The organism is Paenibacillus sp. FSL L8-0470 (assembly GCF_038008625.1).
Classification (GTDB): domain Bacteria; phylum Bacillota; class Bacilli; order Paenibacillales; family Paenibacillaceae; genus Paenibacillus_AQ.
Window position 1 is genome coordinate 3,078,090 of the sequence record NZ_JBBOZM010000001.1, and the last position, 17,561, is coordinate 3,095,650.

Below are 17,561 nucleotides of genomic sequence, written 5' to 3' on the forward strand. Positions count from 1 at the left end.
TGAAATGAAAATAGTGTTCATGGGAACGCCGGCTTTTGCGGTGCCCTCCCTGCAGATGCTGGTGGAGGAAGGCTACGAAGTTGTGGCCGTTGTCACCCAGCCTGACCGGCCGCAAGGCCGCAAGAAGACACTTGTTCCAACTCCGGTGAAGGAGGCGGCGTTGTCTCTGGGGCTGCCCGTTCTGCAGCCTGAACGGCTGCGCCGGCCGGAAGCCGTATCAGAGCTTGCCGCCTATAAGCCGGATTTGATTGTTACTGCGGCATACGGTCAAATTCTGCCCAAATCGGTGCTGGAGCTGCCCGTGAACGGCTGTGTCAATGTTCATGGCTCGCTGCTGCCGAAATACCGTGGTGGAGCGCCGATTCAGCGCTGTATTATCAACGGTGAGCAGGTCACCGGAGTCACGCTGATGTACATGGCGGAAGGGCTGGATACCGGGGATATGATATCGCGGGTTGAGGTTCCCATCGGAGATGAAGATACTTCAGGGGTATTGTTTGAGAAGCTGAGTCTTGCCGGACGGGATCTGCTGAAGGCGGAAATGCCGCGTTTGGCTACCGGTCGCCTTCAGGCTACGCGCCAAGACGACAGTGAAGCCACCTATGCGCCGAATCTCAGCAGGGAAGACGAGCGGATTGACTGGAATGCCGGATCGCGCGAAATTTATAACCGCATTCGGGGACTGGTCCCGTTCTCCGGCGCGTTTACACTCTGGAACGGTGAAACATTCAAGGTGTGGGCGGCAGCAAAGCCTGACGGGAACAGCACAGGTGGAACGTCTGCGCCAGGCACGGTATTAGCTGTTAACGAGCGGGGCGTCGAGGTGAAGACCGGCGACGGAGTTGTGCTGTTGATCTCAGTGCAGCCTGCTGGCAAAAAAGCGATGAGCGCTGGCGACTTCAGCCGTGGCGCGGCCATGAAGCCCGGGACGGTGCTCGGTTGAGCGCGGGCGGCCACAATGGCGCAGGACGAAGTGGACAGGCCCCCTCGTTGAAAGTGGAGAATACGGGGCCTGGTGCAAAAGGGTCAAATGCCAAACCAAACCGCAAGGGCGCTGCTGGCGGCAAATCGTCGGCAGACTCTGCCCGTGAGGTAGCTCTCGATGTTCTCGTCCGGGTCGAACAGCAGGGAGCTTACAGTAACCTGCTGCTCAACAGCAGTCTGCAGAAATCGGGGCTTAGCCGGGAAGATACGGGACTTGTCACCGAGCTGGTATACGGCAGCATCTCTAGGATGTTAACGCTGGATTATGTACTGGGAGATTTCGTGACTAAGGGAATCGCCAAGCTGCAGCCTTGGGTGCGCAATCTGCTGCGCCTTGGTCTGTATCAAATCATGTATCTCGACCGGATTCCATCACATGCAGCCGTAAATGAGGCTGTGAATATAGCCAAGAAGCGTGGACACCAAGGGATTTCGGGAATGGTCAACGGGGTTCTCCGCAGCGTGCTGCGGGCCGGTAACCTGCCTGTACTGAAAGAAGGACTCAGCGGGGAGGAACGGATTTCCATTCTCCATTCGCATCCGCTCTGGATGGTGCAGCGCTGGGCAGCTGAGTATGGTATAGAAACGGCTGAAGCCATGTGTGCGGCCAATAATGAACCACCTTCGGTCAGCGTGCGGGTGAACACAACGATGATCAGCAGGGACAATCTGCTGGCACAGATGCAGCAAGAGGGAATGGAAGCCTCTGTGTCAAGAGTAAGCCCGTACGGGATTGTTGTAAAAGGTGGAGGTAATCTGGCATTAACCTCCTGGTACAGTGATGGATACATCTCGATCCAGGATGAGAGCTCTATGCTGGTGGCTGAAGCTGTTGATCCTAAGCCGGGAATGAACGTGCTTGATTGCTGCGCTGCCCCGGGCGGCAAAAGCGCGCATATGGCTGAGCTGATGAAAGACGAAGGCTGCATCTATGCCAATGATCTGCATGAACATAAAGCAAAGCTGATTGCAGATCAGGCGCTGCGGCTGGGCCTGGAGTCCATAACAACAGGCAGCCGCGATGCACTTGAGCTTGTGGATACGCTTGAGCCGGAATCCTTTGACCGCATCCTGCTGGATGCCCCATGCTCCGGCCTTGGCGTAATCCGCCGCAAGCCGGATCTGAAGTGGCGCAAGCAGCCGGAGGATGTCGCCAGTGTTGCCGCCCTGCAGGGCGAGCTGCTGCAATCGGTTGCCAGACTGCTGAAACCCGGGGGCGTGCTGGTCTACAGTACGTGCACGACAGAGCAGGCGGAGAACAGCGGCATTGTCGCTGATTTTCTAAAGAATAATCCTGGATTTGCACCTGTGACTTTCAGCTCCACTGTATGGGAGCGTCTTGAAGAAACTGCAGTTGCCGCAGGAGAGGGCATACAGCTCCTGCCGCAGCATTTTGGAAGCGATGGGTTCTATATTGCCCGGCTGGAACGACTCTTGTAAAATAGTAAATCGGCAAGGGATTTACAGTTGTCCCGCCCGCAGGGTATTGTGCGTGGCGGGCTTTCTTTTACCGTCTCTGAAATTTGTGTTAAAATAGGAAGAATGAGAAATAATACGCATAACCTAAGCGTATAATCAATACATTTTGATACTTCATGAAAGAACAGGTGCTGAATATAATGAAACCTTTAATATATGATTTTTCTTTGGAAGAGTTGCAGCAGTGGGCGAAAGATAACGGTGAGCCCGCTTTTCGCGGCGGGCAAATCTTCGACTGGCTGTATGTAAAGCGGGTAAGCGAGTTTGAATCCATGAGCAATTTGTCCAAGGCGCTGCGCATGAAGCTGAATGATCAATTCAGCATCAATGCCCTTACCGAGATTACGAAGCTGGAGTCCAAGGACGGTACCGTGAAATTCCTGTTCGGTCTGCATGACGATCATGCGATCGAGACAGTTATTATGAAACATAACTATGGCAATAGCGTGTGTGTAACGACACAGGTAGGCTGCCGGATCGGCTGTACCTTCTGTGCTTCCACACTTGGTGGGCTGAAACGCGATTTGACCGCAGGCGAGATTGTTGCCCAGGTCGTCCGTTCACAGCAAATTCTTGATGCGCGCGGCGAGCGTGTCAGCAGCATTGTAATTATGGGTACAGGCGAGCCCTTTGAGAACTATGACGCAACGATGAGATTCCTGCGTCTTATGATCCATGAAAAAGGCCTGAATATTGGCCAGCGCCATATTACCGTTTCTACCAGCGGAATTGTACCGAACATTTACAAATTCGCTGAGGAAGATACACAAATCAATTTGGCCATTTCCATTCATGCGCCAAATGATGCCCTGCGCTCCAAGCTGATGCCGGTGAACCGCCGCTATCCGTTTGACGACGTGATTGAATCTCTGCGTTACTACCAGGCCAAGACTGGGCGTCGTATCAGCTTCGAGTACGCACTGATCGGCGGAGTAAACGACCAGCCAGAGCATGCGAAGGAATTGGCGGGGGTCCTCAAAACAATGCTGTGCCACGTCAACCTGATTCCGGTTAACCATGTGCCGGAGCGCAAGTATGTAAGAACTTCACGTAATGATATCTTTGAATTTCAGCGTATTTTGGCCGATCAGGGTGTGAATGTTACCATCCGCCGTGAGCAGGGCCATGATATTGCGGCCGCATGCGGACAGCTGCGCGCCAAACATATGGAGTTGGGGTGAGGATATTTGATCAGAACAGTTCATGCCAGCGACATTGGCCGGGTACGTACCGTCAATGAGGATTCGGTCTGGATCGGTGCGACGCGCCACGGTTATACTCTCGGTATTATCGCCGATGGAATGGGCGGACATTTGGCTGGCGACACCGCAAGCCGGCTCGCCTTGGAGACGATGAGGAATGCCCTTGAAGGGTTACAGCCTGATCTTTCAGAGGAAGAGCTGCGGGAGGCGCTGGCTGCCGCAATTACAGAAGCCAATGGTATTGTCCACAGCGAGGCTTCGCGCGACGAGAAGTACCATAATATGGGGACTACAGTCGTTTCTGTTCTACTGAAGGGGTCAGCGGGATATATTGGCCATATAGGGGACAGCAGGGCTTATCTGGTTAAGGACGGTGCAGCTACGCAATTAACCGAGGATCACACGCTGGTCAATGAGCTGTTCAAGAACGGCCAGATCAGCCTGGAGGAGCTCGACAACCATCCGCGCCGCAACGTGCTGACAAGAGCGGTGGGGACGGATCCCGAGGTCCATGCTGATCTGGCTCCTGTCAATCTGGCAATGGGGGAACTTCTGCTGCTATGCAGTGACGGCCTGAGTAATTTTGTCAGCCTGGAGCATATGGGTAAGGTTGCTGGAATACAAGAAATACCGTTAGAGGAAAGAGCGGATCGGTTGCTTCAGCTGGCATTGCTTGCTGGGGGCGGCGATAATATCAGCCTCGCTATGCTAGAACATCAAGGAGAGGCCGCTGTGCCCGAAACAAAGGAGTGGAATAGATGATCGGTCACGAATTGGGCGGCCGTTACCAAGTCATCGAACGGATCGGTGGAGGCGGTATGGCGCTTGTCTATAGAGCGCATGACATATTGCTCAACCGGAACGTCGCCATTAAAGTGCTGCGCAATCAATTTGTGCATGATGAGGAATTTATCCGCCGGTTTAGGCGGGAGGCGCAATCAGCCGCATCTTTATCACATCCGAATGTGGTCAGTATATATGATGTGGGGCAAGAAGACGAAGTTCATTATATTGTAATGGAATATATAGAAGGCAAGAACCTGAATGAGATCATTAAGGAACGGGCTCCGCTACAGGTAGATGAATCGGTGCGTATCGCTTCACAGATTTGCGATGCGCTCGACCATGCCCACCAGAACCAGATCATTCACCGCGATATTAAACCTCATAACATTCTGATCGGCCGCAATGGACGGGTTAAAGTAACGGACTTTGGGATTGCCCGTGCTGTTACTTCCACTACAATCACCCAGACGGGTTCAGTTGTAGGTTCAGTGCACTATTTCTCCCCGGAGCATGCCAAGGGTGTGACCACTGGAGAGAAATCTGACCTCTATTCTTTGGGTATTGTGCTCTATCAGATGCTGACGGGCGTGCTGCCGTTTCTGGGCGAAAGTCCGATCAGTGTTGCGCTAAAGCATCTGCAGGAGGAATTTGAGGAGCCGCGTCTGCTCAATCCGCTGATTCCGCAGAGTGTGGAGAATGTAATCCTGAGATCCATGCGTAAAAATCCGGAGGAACGTTATCAATCGGCCAAGCAGATGCTGCAGGATTTAGAGACATGCCTGCTGCCTGAGCGGCGCAGTGAAGCCAAATCCCTGTTCCACGATGACGGGGATGACGAGGACAGAACACGGATTATTCCGGCGATCAAGCCGCTCCAGCGGGGGCTTGGCAACCGCAGCGGCGGTGAAGACCGGATGCAAATGCAGCGGGAAGAGGATGAGATCATTCCTTCCAGCCCAGGTAAGCGGAGATGGGGCCGCCCAGCTTTATGGATTAGTCTTACACTTGTAATCTTGCTCGCTATGGGCAGTGTTGTGTGGTATGTAAATGCCAAGCTGGTCGTTGACGAAGTGACAGTGCCGGATGTGGTTAACCAAACGCTTGAGAAAGCCACTTCCATGCTGGATGAGGTAGGACTCATTGCGGAACCGGTTATGCAGTACAACCCGGATTTCGCTGAGAATATCGTATGGGAACAGGGTAAAAAAGCTGAAACAATCGTCAAAGAAGGAACGCATATCATCCTGTCGGTCAGTACAGAAAAGACTCCATCTAAAATGCTGGAATTGTCCACACAAACCTACGACGAAGCCGTTAAAGCGCTAATTGCAGAGGGTGTGGAAGAGGAACGGATCATCCCGGCAGAAGAGCACAATGATAACATTCCTGAAGGACAGGTCATTCGTTCTGAACCGGCTGCGGGGAGTGATTATGATCCCGAGACGAGCTCTATTAAGCTTTATGTCAGTCAAGGCAAAGACACGGTTACTATGCCTGATCTTACCGGTTCAACCCAGAAGCAGGCAAAAGCGAAGCTGGAGGAGCTGGGCCTTGTTCTTGATGAGGTCAAGGAAGATACCAGTTATTCCGTTGAAAAGGGACAGGTGATGAAGCAATGGCCTTATGAAGAAGGGGATACTGCTGCACCAGGCGACAAGGTCTCCATTTCCATAAGCACAGGGTTTCCGCCGGAGGCTATTGATTATGTCTTTAAAGTGCCTGTAGCTCCGTCAAGTGACGGTAAGAAGACTCAAATCCGTATTGTTTTCTCTGATGCCACCAAAGATGGAGCCCAGCAGGAATGGGGAACCCGCACGATCGCGAAGAGTCAGGTCTTATCCGTACCTCTGATCCTTGCCCCGAATAAAGACGGAGCAGTCTCAATCTACCAGAACGGAGATTATATTGAGGCTTTTGAGATCCGTTACTCGGATGCCAAAAACGGAACTGTGCAGGTGCCTGAGCCTCCGGCGACAGCGACACCTGTACCTACACCTGAACCTACTCAGGCGCCAACCGAAAGTCCGCCGGAAGAGACCATTGAACCGGAGATTCTGTCTCCACCTACGGAGGAAGGCGGAAATACGGGTGAAGTAGGTCAGAATCAGACCGGATATTTGCTGGACAACTCCAAGAATGCAAATGTACTTGCGAATGACAGCAAAAGAAATGGTGAAAATAAGGAAAAAAACATATCCAAAGAGAAAAGCTGAAGCTGAACTGGTGAATTTGACCAGGGAAGCTGCGGCAGCGAAATGACCCGGGGAGCTTCAAGCTTGGGTCATTTGCGCAAAATCAGGAGAGGAAGGCTCACTATGTATGCCTGAAGGAATAATTATCAAAGCGTTAAGCGGATATTATTACGTTAAGCCGCTCCGGGACGGAGTAATAGCGACAGAGGAAGAGGCAGTTCAATGCCGGGGGCGGGGGATTCTTAAGAAAAAAGGGGTTGCTCCGCTCGTCGGTGACCGTATAATCTATGTTCTGACCGAAAACGGGGAAGGGATGGTTGACGAGTTGCTTCCACGTGAATCGGAACTCATCCGCCCGCAGGTTGCCAACGTGAAGCTGGCTGTGCTGCTGTTCTCGGTGCGGGAGCCGGATATGAATTTGAATCTCCTGGACAAGTTTCTGGTCCACATCGAACATTCCGGTCTGAACACCCTGATTGTGCTGACCAAACAGGATTTAGCGGATGACGATGGTAAAGCAACGCAAATGGTTAAAGAGCTTTATGAGCGTATCGGCTACGAAGTGATGGTTACTAGCTCTTTAACCGGCTCCGGCAGCGATGAGCTGCGCAACCGGCTTGCCGGAGTCATCAGTGTCTTTTCCGGACAATCCGGTGTAGGCAAGTCAACGCTGCTGAACCGGCTGGTGCCCGGTCTTGAACTGGAGACGGGTGAGATCAGTCTGCGGCTCGGCCGGGGACGCCATACTACCCGCCATGTGGAGCTGATGGATATCGGTAATGGCGGCTTTGTGGCCGATACACCCGGGTTCAGCCAGTTGGACTTTTTAGAACTCGGCGTGGAGGAGCTGTCGGTCTGCTTCCGGGAGTTTGCTCCTTATGCGGAGAATTGCAAGTTCCGCGGCTGCAGTCATCTGCATGAGCCATCCTGCCGTGTCATCGAGGCATGGCAGGATGGAGAAATTGCAGACAGCCGCTATGAGCATTACAAGCTGTTCTACAATGAAATGAAAGACAAGAAGCGGAGGTACTAACTGATGATTATAATTGCCCCATCTTTGTTATCGGCGGATTTCGCCGCACTTGGTACTGAAGTAGCGGAAGCGGAAGCCAGTGGTGCAGACTGGATACACGTGGATGTGATGGACGGTCATTTTGTACCGAATATTACGCTGGGTCCGCCCATTGTCAAAGCAGTGAAGTCCCACACTTCTTTACCGCTTGATGTGCACCTGATGATTGAGAAGCCGGAACGTTACATTGCCGATTTTGCTGCAGCCGGTGCAGCGGTTATAACGGTTCACGCAGAGGCTTGTGTGCATCTCCACCGGGTTATCCATCAGATCAAGGAGCTGGGCCTGATGGCCGGCGTAGCGATCAATCCGGGGACTCCGGCTTCAGCCGTACGTGAGGTGCTTGAGGATGTGGATATGGTGCTTGTGATGACCGTGAATCCGGGCTTTGGCGGCCAAGCCTTCATTCCCCATACACTGTGTAAGATCCGGCAGATCCGGGAGTGGGCGAACGAAGCCAATCACAAAGGGCTGCGCATAGAGGTCGACGGCGGAATAGCTGAAGCAACGGCACCCCTGGTGGCTGAAGCGGGCGCAGACGCACTTGTCGCAGGCAATGCCGTGTTTGGACGCAGTGATCGCGCTGCCGCCATCAAAGCAATCCGTGAAGCAGCAGAGGCAGCAATCCGTTAATCGGGCGGCCGCCTAATTAGTCTTGAGGTATAGGCCAAGTTGTGGGTGCATAAATATGGTTACATGAGCAGAAATCTCATGTAGCCTTTTTTTGTTCCATAAGGGAGCTCTGCAGCTCGTTTGCGCAAACAGAAAAGACAGGAAAGTCTCCTAGCGTACGGCATGAATTGATGGGAGGGTTAATGATGAAATTTTACACGTTTAAGCTGCCAAGATTTTTGGGAGGTTTTGTTAAAGCGATTTTGAATACTTTTCAGAAAAGCTGAGGAAGGATCAGAACTGAAAACATGAAAAAAAGCACCTTACGTATGTAAAGGGTGCTTTTTGCTTCATATGAGATATCGCTAGGTCTAGGATAATCCAAGACTAAACGCGTTCAACTTTGCCGGCTTTCAAAGCACGGGTGCTGACGTACACGCGTTTCGGTTTGCCGTTCACTAGGATACGGACCTTCTGAACGTTAACTCCCCAAGAACGACGGTTGCGGTTGTTTGCGTGAGACACGTGGTTGCCGCTGCCCGGTTTCTTGCCTGTTACAGTACATTTGCGGGACATAGATTACACCTCCTTGTTACTAACACCTGCATAAAACAATACTTAAATATAATATCACAGCAAAATTTGCTACGTCAACCGATTCAAAAACATTTATTTCTTTTGGCTCTTATAGTACAATATAAATTAGTGTATTATGTCCAGTTAATCATAGAATTGATTAGGCATGAAGTTAGGAAGGGGAATTCTCATTGAGTAAGCGTTCTATAAACGGAGCAGATTTTACCGCAATGGTACTCGCCGGAGCGGAAAAGCTGCAGCAGCATGCAGAGCACGTCAATTCCTTAAATGTATTTCCGGTTCCGGATGGAGATACGGGAACTAATATGAATTTGACGATGACTGCAGGCGCGAACGAATTGAAAAAGAATAATACCGCCTCTGTCGGACAATGTGCAGGAGTACTCTCCAAAGGTCTCCTGATGGGTGCACGGGGAAACTCCGGCGTTATTTTGTCACAGCTGTTCAGAGGTCTTGGACGTTCTGCAGCCCAATATGATGAATTGAACACGCAACAGTTCGCGGCAGCACTGCAGACCGGAGTGGATACGGCCTACAAAGCGGTGGTCAAGCCTGTAGAAGGCACTATACTCACCGTTGCCAAAGAAGCTGCCAGACATGCGGTGTATTACGCCCGCCGCACGACAGACATTACGGAGCTTATGACGGAGGTTCTGGCCAAAGCCAAAGAGGCATTAGCCAATACTCCGGAACTTCTTCCTGTTCTGAAGCAGGTTGGCGTTGTTGACTCTGGAGGCCAAGGTCTGGTCTACATTTATGAAGGATTTCATCAGTATCTGACAAGCGGAGTCTCCGCATCTCCGGCGTCTGTACAAGGACAAGCTCCGGTACCTGCCGTTGTAACGGCACCTGTACTCACCAAACCTGAGAATATATTGTCCTCCGTGCAGTCTTCTGCGCAATCCCAGCTGTCCACGGAAGATATCGAATTTTTATATGATATGGAATTTTTCATCAACCGCCAGCTTGGCGCAGCCGTGAAAGCGGATTTTGATGAGGAAGATTTTCGGAAAGCGTTGTCAGTTAATGGGGATTCAATCATCGTCATTTCCGATGACGACACGATCAAAGTTCATGTGCATTCCAAGACACCTGGTGAAGTGATGAGTCTGGCATTGCTCTACGGCGAGATCACCCAGATCCATATTCTGAATATGCGTGAGCAGCATCGCGATCTGCTGACAACCGGTATGGATATCGCTCCAATGCCGGATCTGTTTGCAGATATCCCTAACGAGAAGAGTGTAGTGCCTGCCCCGGCGGTTCCTCCGGCGGACGATATGGCACCGTACGGCTTCATCGCCGTATCCTCCGGCGGCGGGATTACCGATATTTTCAAAAGCCTCGGGGTCGATGCGGTTCTAGCAGGCGGACAGACCATGAATCCCAGTACGGAGGATTTCGTAAATGCGATCTCATCCATCTCGGCGAAGCATGTATATATTCTGCCTAACAACTCCAACATCGTGCTTGCTGCACAACAGGCTAAAGAGCTACTTGAGGACGAACGGGATATCACGGTGATTCCGAGCAAGAGCATCCCGCAGGGAATTGCCGCTGCATTTGCCTTCCAGGAAGATGATGCAGTGGATGCCAATACAAGCAACATGCTGGAAGCCATCGCACATGTGAAATCCGGCCAGGTTACGAACGCCGTACGTGATACCGTGATTGAAGAGCTGGAGATCAAATCCGGACAGTATATCGGTATTTCCAATTCGAAGATCGTTGCTGCTTCCGATGAATTGCTCGCTGCAAGCAAGCAACTGCTCACAAGCATGCTGGAGAACGGCGACGAGATCGTTACGGTTCTGACCGGTGCTGAAGCAGAAGCGGAAGTGACCGCGTCACTTAGCAGCTGGCTGGAAGAGACTTATCCTCAGGTTGAAGTTGAGGTTCATGAGGGCGGGCAGCCGCTGTATTATTATCTTTTCTCGGTAGAGCCATAGGCGGAGACTGAATTCCTTCTGTCAGCATCAAAGCACACTCCGCCTCGTGCGGACTGCTTAATCATAGTTTGGGGAGGAAACCCATGAATCGTACCGTAATTGTCACAGACAGCACCTCAGATATTCCGCCGGCTCTGGCGGAAGCATACGGCATTGAGGTTGTGCCGCTGACATTAATGTTCGGCGAGGAAGCGTACAGGGACAATGTGGATATGACACCGGAGCAGTTCTATGAGCGTCTTCCCCACTCCGCGAAGCTGCCGACCACATCTCAGCCGTCTCCGGTGGAATATATGAATGTGTATCGCAGTATTCTGGAGCGTCATCAAGGCAGTACGATTCTATCGTTTCATATATCATCCGGACTTAGCGGAACTTATCAGTCTGCAGTTCTGGCCAAATCGATGCTGGATGAGGAAGGGGACGCCATCACTGTGGTAGATTCCCTGTCCGCATCCTACGGTTTCGGCTTTATGGTAGTGGAAGCGGCCAGAATGGCTAAAGAAGGTATAAGCCCGGAGGAAATTCTGTCAGCCGTGGAGAAGCTGCGTCAATCGCGCAAACTTTATTTCCTGGTAGATACACTGGAATATCTGCAAAAGGGCGGCAGAATCGGCAAAGCATCCGCCATATTGGGCACGCTGCTGAATATCAAGCCGATTCTCTCCATTGATGCGGAAGGCATCATTTATGCGGTAGAGAAGGTCAGAGGCCGGAAGAAGGCAATAGCCCGCATGATCGAGCTGTTCAAAAACGATCTGCCGGGTGTGGACAAAATCAATCTGGCTGTGGGTCATACGGCTGAACCGGCTTACGGCGAAGAATTCCTGCAGGAATTAGCCGTGCACTTCACCCTGAATGAGAAAGTGCTGACCAACATCGGCCCTGTCGTAGGCAGCCATGTCGGCAACGGTACCTTAGCCGTATTCATTTGGCCCGCGTAAATAGGGGATGAACATGAACCTGTCTTTGGAAAAAATTGAAGTGAAGCAAATAACTGGCGTGAGCGCTCAAAAGCAATCCGAGCTCCACGCCTTTGGCGTTTTTACAGTAAAGGATCTGCTGGAGTATTATCCATTCCGTTATGAGGATTTCCGCCCCCGCCCGCTGAGTGAAGTGAAGCATGGTGACAAGGCTACCCTGGTGGCCAAGGTGATTGGCATCCCTGTACTTCAGCGGTTTGGCGGCAAGTCGCGCTTAAGCTGCAAGATGGTGGCTGAACCATGGATGTTCACCGCTACTTGGTTCAATCAGCATTATGTGCGCGAGCAGTTGACTGTCGGCCGGGAGATCGTGCTAACCGGCAAATGGGACCAGAAGCGCAGCCAGATTACGGTGACAGATTATGAGTTCCCGGACCGCGGGGAGGGCAAGACAGGCACCCTGCAGCCGGTATACTCTGTGGGCGGCAAGATCACCCAGTCCTGGATCCGCAAGGTTATTAACCAGGGCATGCAGCAGTTCGGAGAGATGATTCCGGAAATATTGCCGCAGGTCATTATGCGAAAATATGATTTTATGCCCCGCAAACGGGCGATTGCTACGATCCACCAGCCGGAGGATACCCGCGAAGGCCAGCAGGGACGGCGCAGAATGGTGTATGAAGAGCTGTTTCTGTTCCAGCTTAAGGTGCAGGCCTTCCGGGTGCTGAACCACGGCAGAATGGACGGTGTAGTGCATACAGTTGATAACTCAACCGTCCGCTCCTTTGTGCGCAGTCTGCCGTTTGAATTGACGGATGCGCAGAAGCATGTGGAGCTGGAGATTCTGCAGGACATGAGGTCCGGGTACTGCATGAACCGGCTGCTGCAGGGGGATGTTGGCTCAGGCAAAACGGTGCTTGCGGCGATTGCGCTCTTTGCCACCGTGAGGTCGGGGTTTCAGGGCGCGCTGATGGTGCCGACGGAGATTCTGGCCGAGCAGCATATGCGCTCGCTGACCAAAATGTTTGAGCCGTTTGGCATCACGGTAGGCCTGTTGACGGGCAGTGTCTCAGGGCGCAAACGCAAGGATCTGCTGGCCTCACTTCAAATGGGCGTGCTGGACGTCGTGGTCGGCACCCATGCTTTGATACAGGATGATGTATTCTTCCGCGGGCTGGGGCTTGTGGTTACCGACGAACAGCACCGCTTCGGAGTGAACCAGCGCAGTGTCCTCCGGCGTAAAGGGTATAACCCGGATGTGCTGACGATGACGGCGACCCCGATCCCGCGGACACTAGCGATTACGGTTTTTGGGGATATGGACGTCTCGACTTTGTCAGAGCGGCCTAAAGGACGGGTTCCAATCACGACTTATTGGGTGAAGCATGATCTGATGGAGCGTGTGCTGAACCTGGTCAGCCGTGAGATTGTTCAAGGCCGTCAGGCCTATCTCATCTGCCCCCTGATCGAAGAGTCGGAGAAGCTGGATGTGCAGAACGCGATAGACCTGCATGTCCAGATGTCCCAGGCCTTTCCGCACTATAAAGTTGGGCTGCTGCATGGACGGATGACTCCGGGTGAGAAAGATGAAGTGATGCGCGCCTTCTACAGCAATGAGCTTCAGCTGCTTGTCTCCACTACGGTCGTGGAGGTTGGCGTCGATGTTCCCAATGCCACGCTGATGATCATCATGGATGCGGACCGCTTCGGTTTGTCACAGCTGCATCAGCTGCGCGGGCGGGTCGGTAGAGGCCAGCATGCGTCCTACTGTGTGCTTGTGGCTGATCCCAAGTCGGAGATCGGCCGGGAGCGGATGACCGCCATGACCGATACGGACGACGGATTCGAGGTCTCCCGCCGTGACCTGGAGCTAAGAGGTCCGGGGGATTTCTTTGGTACGAAGCAAAGCGGTCTGCCGGAATTCCGGCTGGCGGATATGACTGCGGATTTTGAGACACTGGAGCAGGCGCGTGACGATGCTGCGGAGCTGCTGAAGGATTCTTCCTTCTGGACATCCCCAGATTATGCACCGCTGCGGAGCTATCTGCAGAACGAACAAATATTCCAGGGGGATATTATCGATTAAACAGGCACATGCGGCAACCGGCCCACATATACTGTGAATGATTGGATATGACGGGAGGTGCTGCGCTTGGGTTATCAGCAATACGGAATCAGCCCGCAGCTGGTGGAACGCATCAAGCTGAAGATGAAGAATCCGGCAGTCAAGGAACGCATCAAAAATATGATTAACGGTATTTCCAAGCAAGAGCTGCAGGACACAGGAGTTGTGCGCAGGCTGGTACGCAATGCTGCGGCAGTGATGGGTGAGAAGCTGTCTTCAGCCCAGGAAGAGCAAATCGTTAAATTTGTGATCGCACAGAAGATTGATCCGAGCAATACGTTTCACCTGATCCGGTTATGGGGGATGTTCCGTTGAAGAAACGGGCATTTGCTAGACCCGGATCCGGCAGATAGGAAAAGGCGTTCCCGCGCTGCAGCAGCGGGAACGCCTTTTTCATAGGTTATAGCCATTCACAGTTCAGGAAATTCCGGCAGAGTCATCTTTCAGCTGATTTTTTTGCGGAAAAAATCGGCGATGCCCCGGCCCTGCGCTGCGTGCACAACAATGAGGCTGTCCTCGTCGCATTCCTTCACAATTGAAGTCAAAGTGGCTTCCTCCATCTTGCTGGCAAGACAGAAGAGCGTGCCTTTCTGTCCCTCCGGCCCGGAAGCCTGGACAAGTTTGGTCTCCCGCTCGAGCGATTGGTGGAGCGCTTTGGAGATTTCATCACAGTGGCTGCTGGTAATCCAGACAGCCCGGGAGCGCGATAGGTCCCGAAGCGGGATCCGGATGCCTTCAAAGGCCAGCAGGTAGGCGATAATGCTGTACATCGCCTGGTCCCAGCCAAACAGCACACCTCCGAATAGCAGAATGACACAGTTGAGCAGCATAATGACGGTTTCCGCCGATTTCGGCAAGCTGCCGCTTAGCAAGACATAACCCTGTTCACTGGTCTTGTTGCTGATGCCGCCGAAGCGGATTGAAATACCGATTCCAAAGCCAAGGCAGAGACCACCAGCTATTGCTGCAGCAAGCGGCTCACTGACAACGGCTGGAAAGTGATGCAAGGCCAATGAGCCTATGGTCAAGCAGATCAACCCGAGCATCGTATAAAGGGCAAACCGAATGTCAATCTGTCTGCGTGACAAGAGAATAAACGGCAGATTGAACAGAAACAGAAACAGGCCAAGCCGCATTTCGGTAAGATGGGCGAGCAGAGCAGACAGTCCGGCAATTCCGCCAGGGACCAGCTTATACGGAATCAGAAACAGCTCCAGCCCGACAGCGGCCAGCAGTCCTCCGCCAATGACGGAGAGAATGCGGATTCCCTTGTGCTGTGGCGGGGGGTATTCCCCGCGTAAACGTTTCTTCATACACGTCCCTCCCTTCAACAGGGAACTCTATTTACTCTTTGTCGAGTACAGGGGCGGCTTGTTTTGCTTTGCGTGCGAGATGCCGCTTTTCGAATTTAAATACCTTATCCAGGAGCTTATAAATCGTCTTGGACTCCTTTGTCAGCAGCGGACCAAGGATGGCCAGCATCAATACGTACATGGCAGCGAATGGCTGAAGGATCGCCATCAGTCCGCCCGCTTTGCCAAGATTGGCCATAATAATGGAGAACTCCCCACGGGAGACGATAGTTAGGCCAATGTTGGACGAAGCCCGCGGACTGAGACCTGCACTGCGTCCCGCCAGCATTCCTGCCAAGAAATTTCCGAACAGTGTTATGATTACCGCAGCTAATGAATACCAGAACGCCTCTCCTCCGAGGGAGAGCGGGTCAATGGTCAAACCGAAGCTGAAAAAGAAGATGGCTCCAAAGAAGTCACGGAACGGGATGACCAGTTTCTCAATCCGTTTCACATGCTCGGTTTCGGCGAGCACCAGTCCGACAAGCAATGCTCCGATCGCTTCGGCGACATGGATCGTTTCAGAGAAGCCGGCAATGAGAAAGAGGGCACCGAAGATGACAAGCGCGAATAATTCACTGGAACGGATGTTCAGGACGCGGTTGAGCCAGGGAACTAGCTTGCGTCCGATAATGAGGAGGGCCAGCATATATCCAAGCGCGAGCAGCGCGGACAGCAGTACGCCGCCAAGCGACGAAGAGCCGCTGAGGACAAGACCCGAGAGAATGGAGATGTAGACTGCGAGAAAAACATCCTCGAACATGATGATGCCGAGAATCATTTCAGTCTCGGGATTTGCGGTTCGCTTCAAATCAACCAATACCTTGGCTACAATCGCACTGGAAGAGATTGTGGTGATTCCGGCAATAATCAGAATCTCCTCCAGAGGGAAACCGAGTGCCCAGCCGAAGACCAGCCCCAGTGTGAAATTGATCAGGATATATATCGTACCGCCGGTTACGATCGAACGTCCTGCTTTGACAAGCCGGCCCACGGAGAACTCCAGCCCCAGATAGAACAGCAGGAAGAGTACGCCGATGCGGCCCATAAATTCGATCAGGGAAGCACTTTCGATAAAGCGGAAATCGAGATGCCAAATTTTGAAGGCGTGGGGCCCAACGGCCATCCCGATAAGAATATAGAAAGGAATTACAGAAAAGCGGAGTTTGGTGGAGATGATTCCGGCAAGCGCAATCAGGACAATGGCCAGGCCTACTTCAAAAATAATATAATGGCTCATCTATTAACCACATCCATTTCGTAGAATGTGTTTGAACTGCTTATGCTGATGTCTCTCCCCGGCAGCAACAACGGTACAGTTCGCCTTCAGCAAAACTTCCGGTCCAGGACTCAGATGTTTCTGGTGGTTTTTTTCAATGATCGCAATAATAGTGACGCCTGCACGTGCACGAACATCCAGTTCGCCGATCGTATGCCCGATACATTTGAAGCCTGACTCGAGGCGGTACCATTCGATGATCAAATCATCCAGTGCCACCTCAATGGACTCCAGGGCCTTGGGCTTATAGGTGACTCCGCCGATAATGGCAGAGATATGCCTTGCTTCATCATCGTCCAGTGCAACCATGGATACACTCTGATCCGGATCATCATAATCAAAATGGTACAGCTCGCGTCTGCCGTCGTCATGCACAATGACCACTAGCTTGTCGCCGCTGCGCGTTTGCAGCAGGAATTTTTTGCCGATTCCCGGCAGATCTGATTCTCTATAGTTCATGAAAGTCCAGCCTCCAATTGATATGTCATAAGATTGTTCTTCTGTGTGAGCCAATATGCATTTCTTTTTCTGTCGTTAAATGGGGCGATGCACCAAATTTGAAGTATATCTAAGCGGTTGCAGCAGCAGCCGCTTCAGCGTAATGTAAATAATTGGGGATAACGAAACAACAAGTACAGGTACGGGAGATTCCGGCAGAACTACCGGAGTGATCCCATGATGCGGTAAGCGGACAGCGGGTACAATTTTAATTGGTGTTGAATGTGCACGAACCGGTGTCGCCATTTTATGCTCGTAGCGTTCAAATTTGTAGGTCTCCCCTTCATCCTCCACAGTGCTGAAAGCACCGATGGCTCCGGCTATCAGGGTAAACAGAAGAATCGGAATAAATGCGGACCGAAGCAGTTTTGAGTAGGGGGAATACGCTAGATATGCCCTCATGAGATCACCTCCTTACTGTATCTTGTATATAAAGCATAACATACGTTCTTAGCCGGGCCAAATTCAAATCAGATCTTTTTTCATTTTTCAAGGCTGAAAAACTGAAACT

General features: G+C 52.1%; 17 protein-coding genes. 12 read left to right on the top strand and 5 right to left on the bottom strand.

Annotated elements, in window-relative coordinates:
- Positions 1 to 4: 4 nt before the first annotated feature.
- From fmt to spoVM, 8 genes are all read left to right on the top strand, one after another.
- Positions 5 to 943, top strand: a complete 939-nt coding sequence (gene fmt, locus NST99_RS13890) for a methionyl-tRNA formyltransferase (protein ID WP_341092441.1) — start codon at positions 5 to 7, stop codon at positions 941 to 943.
- A complete protein-coding gene (gene rsmB, locus NST99_RS13895; RefSeq protein ID WP_341092443.1) occupies positions 940 to 2,424 on the top strand; it encodes a 16S rRNA (cytosine(967)-C(5))-methyltransferase RsmB in 1,485 nt (494 codons plus the stop codon). Before fmt ends, rsmB begins: the two co-directional genes overlap by 4 nt.
- A gap of 179 nt (positions 2,425 to 2,603) precedes the next feature.
- Positions 2,604 to 3,644, top strand: coding sequence for a 23S rRNA (adenine(2503)-C(2))-methyltransferase RlmN (gene rlmN, locus NST99_RS13900; RefSeq protein ID WP_038590574.1), 1,041 nt, complete (start codon positions 2,604 to 2,606; stop codon positions 3,642 to 3,644).
- A 6-nt stretch (positions 3,645 to 3,650) separates the two neighbouring features.
- Complete coding sequence (locus NST99_RS13905) at positions 3,651 to 4,427, top strand: Stp1/IreP family PP2C-type Ser/Thr phosphatase (RefSeq protein ID WP_341092445.1); 777 nt, start codon at positions 3,651 to 3,653, stop codon at positions 4,425 to 4,427.
- Positions 4,424 to 6,664: a Stk1 family PASTA domain-containing Ser/Thr kinase gene (pknB, locus tag NST99_RS13910; RefSeq protein ID WP_341092446.1), complete on the top strand. Its 2,241-nt coding sequence runs from the start codon at positions 4,424 to 4,426 to the stop codon at positions 6,662 to 6,664. Before NST99_RS13905 ends, pknB begins: the two co-directional genes overlap by 4 nt.
- Before the next feature lie 106 nt (positions 6,665 to 6,770).
- A complete protein-coding gene (rsgA, locus tag NST99_RS13915; RefSeq protein ID WP_341092449.1) occupies positions 6,771 to 7,676 on the top strand; it encodes a ribosome small subunit-dependent GTPase A in 906 nt (301 codons plus the stop codon).
- 3 nt (positions 7,677 to 7,679) lie between these two features.
- Complete coding sequence (gene rpe / locus NST99_RS13920) at positions 7,680 to 8,348, top strand: ribulose-phosphate 3-epimerase (RefSeq protein WP_341092450.1); 669 nt, start codon at positions 7,680 to 7,682, stop codon at positions 8,346 to 8,348.
- Positions 8,349 to 8,533: 185 nt separating this feature from the next.
- A complete protein-coding gene (spoVM, locus tag NST99_RS13925) occupies positions 8,534 to 8,614 on the top strand; it encodes a stage V sporulation protein SpoVM (protein WP_020431362.1) in 81 nt (26 codons plus the stop codon).
- A gap of 100 nt (positions 8,615 to 8,714) precedes the next feature.
- Here spoVM and rpmB read toward each other — a convergent pair whose 3' ends face one another.
- Positions 8,715 to 8,903 carry a 50S ribosomal protein L28 gene (gene rpmB / locus NST99_RS13930; protein WP_019911441.1) on the bottom strand — a complete coding sequence of 63 codons (189 nt, stop codon included), beginning with the start codon at positions 8,901 to 8,903 and terminating at the stop codon, positions 8,715 to 8,717.
- Positions 8,904 to 9,094: 191 nt separating this feature from the next.
- Between rpmB and NST99_RS13935 the strand changes: the two genes are divergently transcribed.
- The 4 genes from NST99_RS13935 to NST99_RS13950 all read left to right on the top strand — a co-directional run bounded on the left by NST99_RS13935 (position 9,095) and on the right by NST99_RS13950 (position 14,236).
- The gene (locus tag NST99_RS13935; RefSeq protein WP_341092451.1) at positions 9,095 to 10,873 is read left to right on the top strand and encodes a DAK2 domain-containing protein; all 1,779 of its coding nucleotides are present in this window, start codon (positions 9,095 to 9,097) and stop codon (positions 10,871 to 10,873) included.
- An 83-nt stretch (positions 10,874 to 10,956) separates the two neighbouring features.
- Entirely contained in the window at positions 10,957 to 11,817 is an 861-nt protein-coding gene (locus NST99_RS13940; protein WP_341092452.1) for a DegV family protein, read from the top strand.
- Between the two features lie 13 nt (positions 11,818 to 11,830).
- Positions 11,831 to 13,882, top strand: coding sequence for an ATP-dependent DNA helicase RecG (gene recG, locus NST99_RS13945; RefSeq protein ID WP_341092454.1), 2,052 nt, complete (start codon positions 11,831 to 11,833; stop codon positions 13,880 to 13,882).
- Between the two features lie 66 nt (positions 13,883 to 13,948).
- Entirely contained in the window at positions 13,949 to 14,236 is a 288-nt protein-coding gene (locus NST99_RS13950; protein ID WP_038590600.1) for a stage VI sporulation protein F, read from the top strand.
- A gap of 128 nt (positions 14,237 to 14,364) precedes the next feature.
- Here NST99_RS13950 and NST99_RS13955 read toward each other — a convergent pair whose 3' ends face one another.
- The 4 genes from NST99_RS13955 to NST99_RS13970 form a co-directional block, all read right to left on the bottom strand.
- A complete protein-coding gene (locus NST99_RS13955) occupies positions 14,365 to 15,234 on the bottom strand; it encodes a YitT family protein (protein ID WP_341092455.1) in 870 nt (289 codons plus the stop codon).
- A gap of 31 nt (positions 15,235 to 15,265) precedes the next feature.
- Positions 15,266 to 16,513, bottom strand: coding sequence for a cation:proton antiporter (locus NST99_RS13960; RefSeq protein ID WP_341092457.1), 1,248 nt, complete (start codon positions 16,511 to 16,513; stop codon positions 15,266 to 15,268).
- 3 nt (positions 16,514 to 16,516) lie between these two features.
- Complete coding sequence (locus tag NST99_RS13965) at positions 16,517 to 17,011, bottom strand: cation:proton antiporter regulatory subunit (RefSeq protein ID WP_341092458.1); 495 nt, start codon at positions 17,009 to 17,011, stop codon at positions 16,517 to 16,519.
- A 75-nt stretch (positions 17,012 to 17,086) separates the two neighbouring features.
- The gene (locus tag NST99_RS13970; RefSeq protein WP_341092459.1) at positions 17,087 to 17,452 is read right to left on the bottom strand and encodes a hypothetical protein; all 366 of its coding nucleotides are present in this window, start codon (positions 17,450 to 17,452) and stop codon (positions 17,087 to 17,089) included.
- Positions 17,453 to 17,561: the final 109 nt, after the last annotated feature.

Coding starts and splice junctions, on each gene's coding strand:
- fmt (WP_341092441.1), top strand. CDS start 5: ATGAAAATAGTGTTCATGGGAACGCCGGCTTTTGCGGTGCCCTCCCTG.
- rlmN (WP_038590574.1), top strand. CDS start 2,604: ATGAAACCTTTAATATATGATTTTTCTTTGGAAGAGTTGCAGCAGTGG.
- pknB (WP_341092446.1), top strand. CDS start 4,424: ATGATCGGTCACGAATTGGGCGGCCGTTACCAAGTCATCGAACGGATC.
- rsgA (WP_341092449.1), top strand. CDS start 6,771: ATGCCTGAAGGAATAATTATCAAAGCGTTAAGCGGATATTATTACGTT.
- rpe (WP_341092450.1), top strand. CDS start 7,680: ATGATTATAATTGCCCCATCTTTGTTATCGGCGGATTTCGCCGCACTT.
- spoVM (WP_020431362.1), top strand. CDS start 8,534: ATGAAATTTTACACGTTTAAGCTGCCAAGATTTTTGGGAGGTTTTGTT.
- rpmB (WP_019911441.1), bottom strand. CDS start 8,903: ATGTCCCGCAAATGTACTGTAACAGGCAAGAAACCGGGCAGCGGCAAC.
- NST99_RS13940 (WP_341092452.1), top strand. CDS start 10,957: ATGAATCGTACCGTAATTGTCACAGACAGCACCTCAGATATTCCGCCG.
- recG (WP_341092454.1), top strand. CDS start 11,831: ATGAACCTGTCTTTGGAAAAAATTGAAGTGAAGCAAATAACTGGCGTG.
- NST99_RS13955 (WP_341092455.1), bottom strand. CDS start 15,234: ATGAAGAAACGTTTACGCGGGGAATACCCCCCGCCACAGCACAAGGGA.
- NST99_RS13960 (WP_341092457.1), bottom strand. CDS start 16,513: ATGAGCCATTATATTATTTTTGAAGTAGGCCTGGCCATTGTCCTGATT.
- NST99_RS13965 (WP_341092458.1), bottom strand. CDS start 17,011: ATGAACTATAGAGAATCAGATCTGCCGGGAATCGGCAAAAAATTCCTG.
- NST99_RS13970 (WP_341092459.1), bottom strand. CDS start 17,452: ATGAGGGCATATCTAGCGTATTCCCCCTACTCAAAACTGCTTCGGTCC.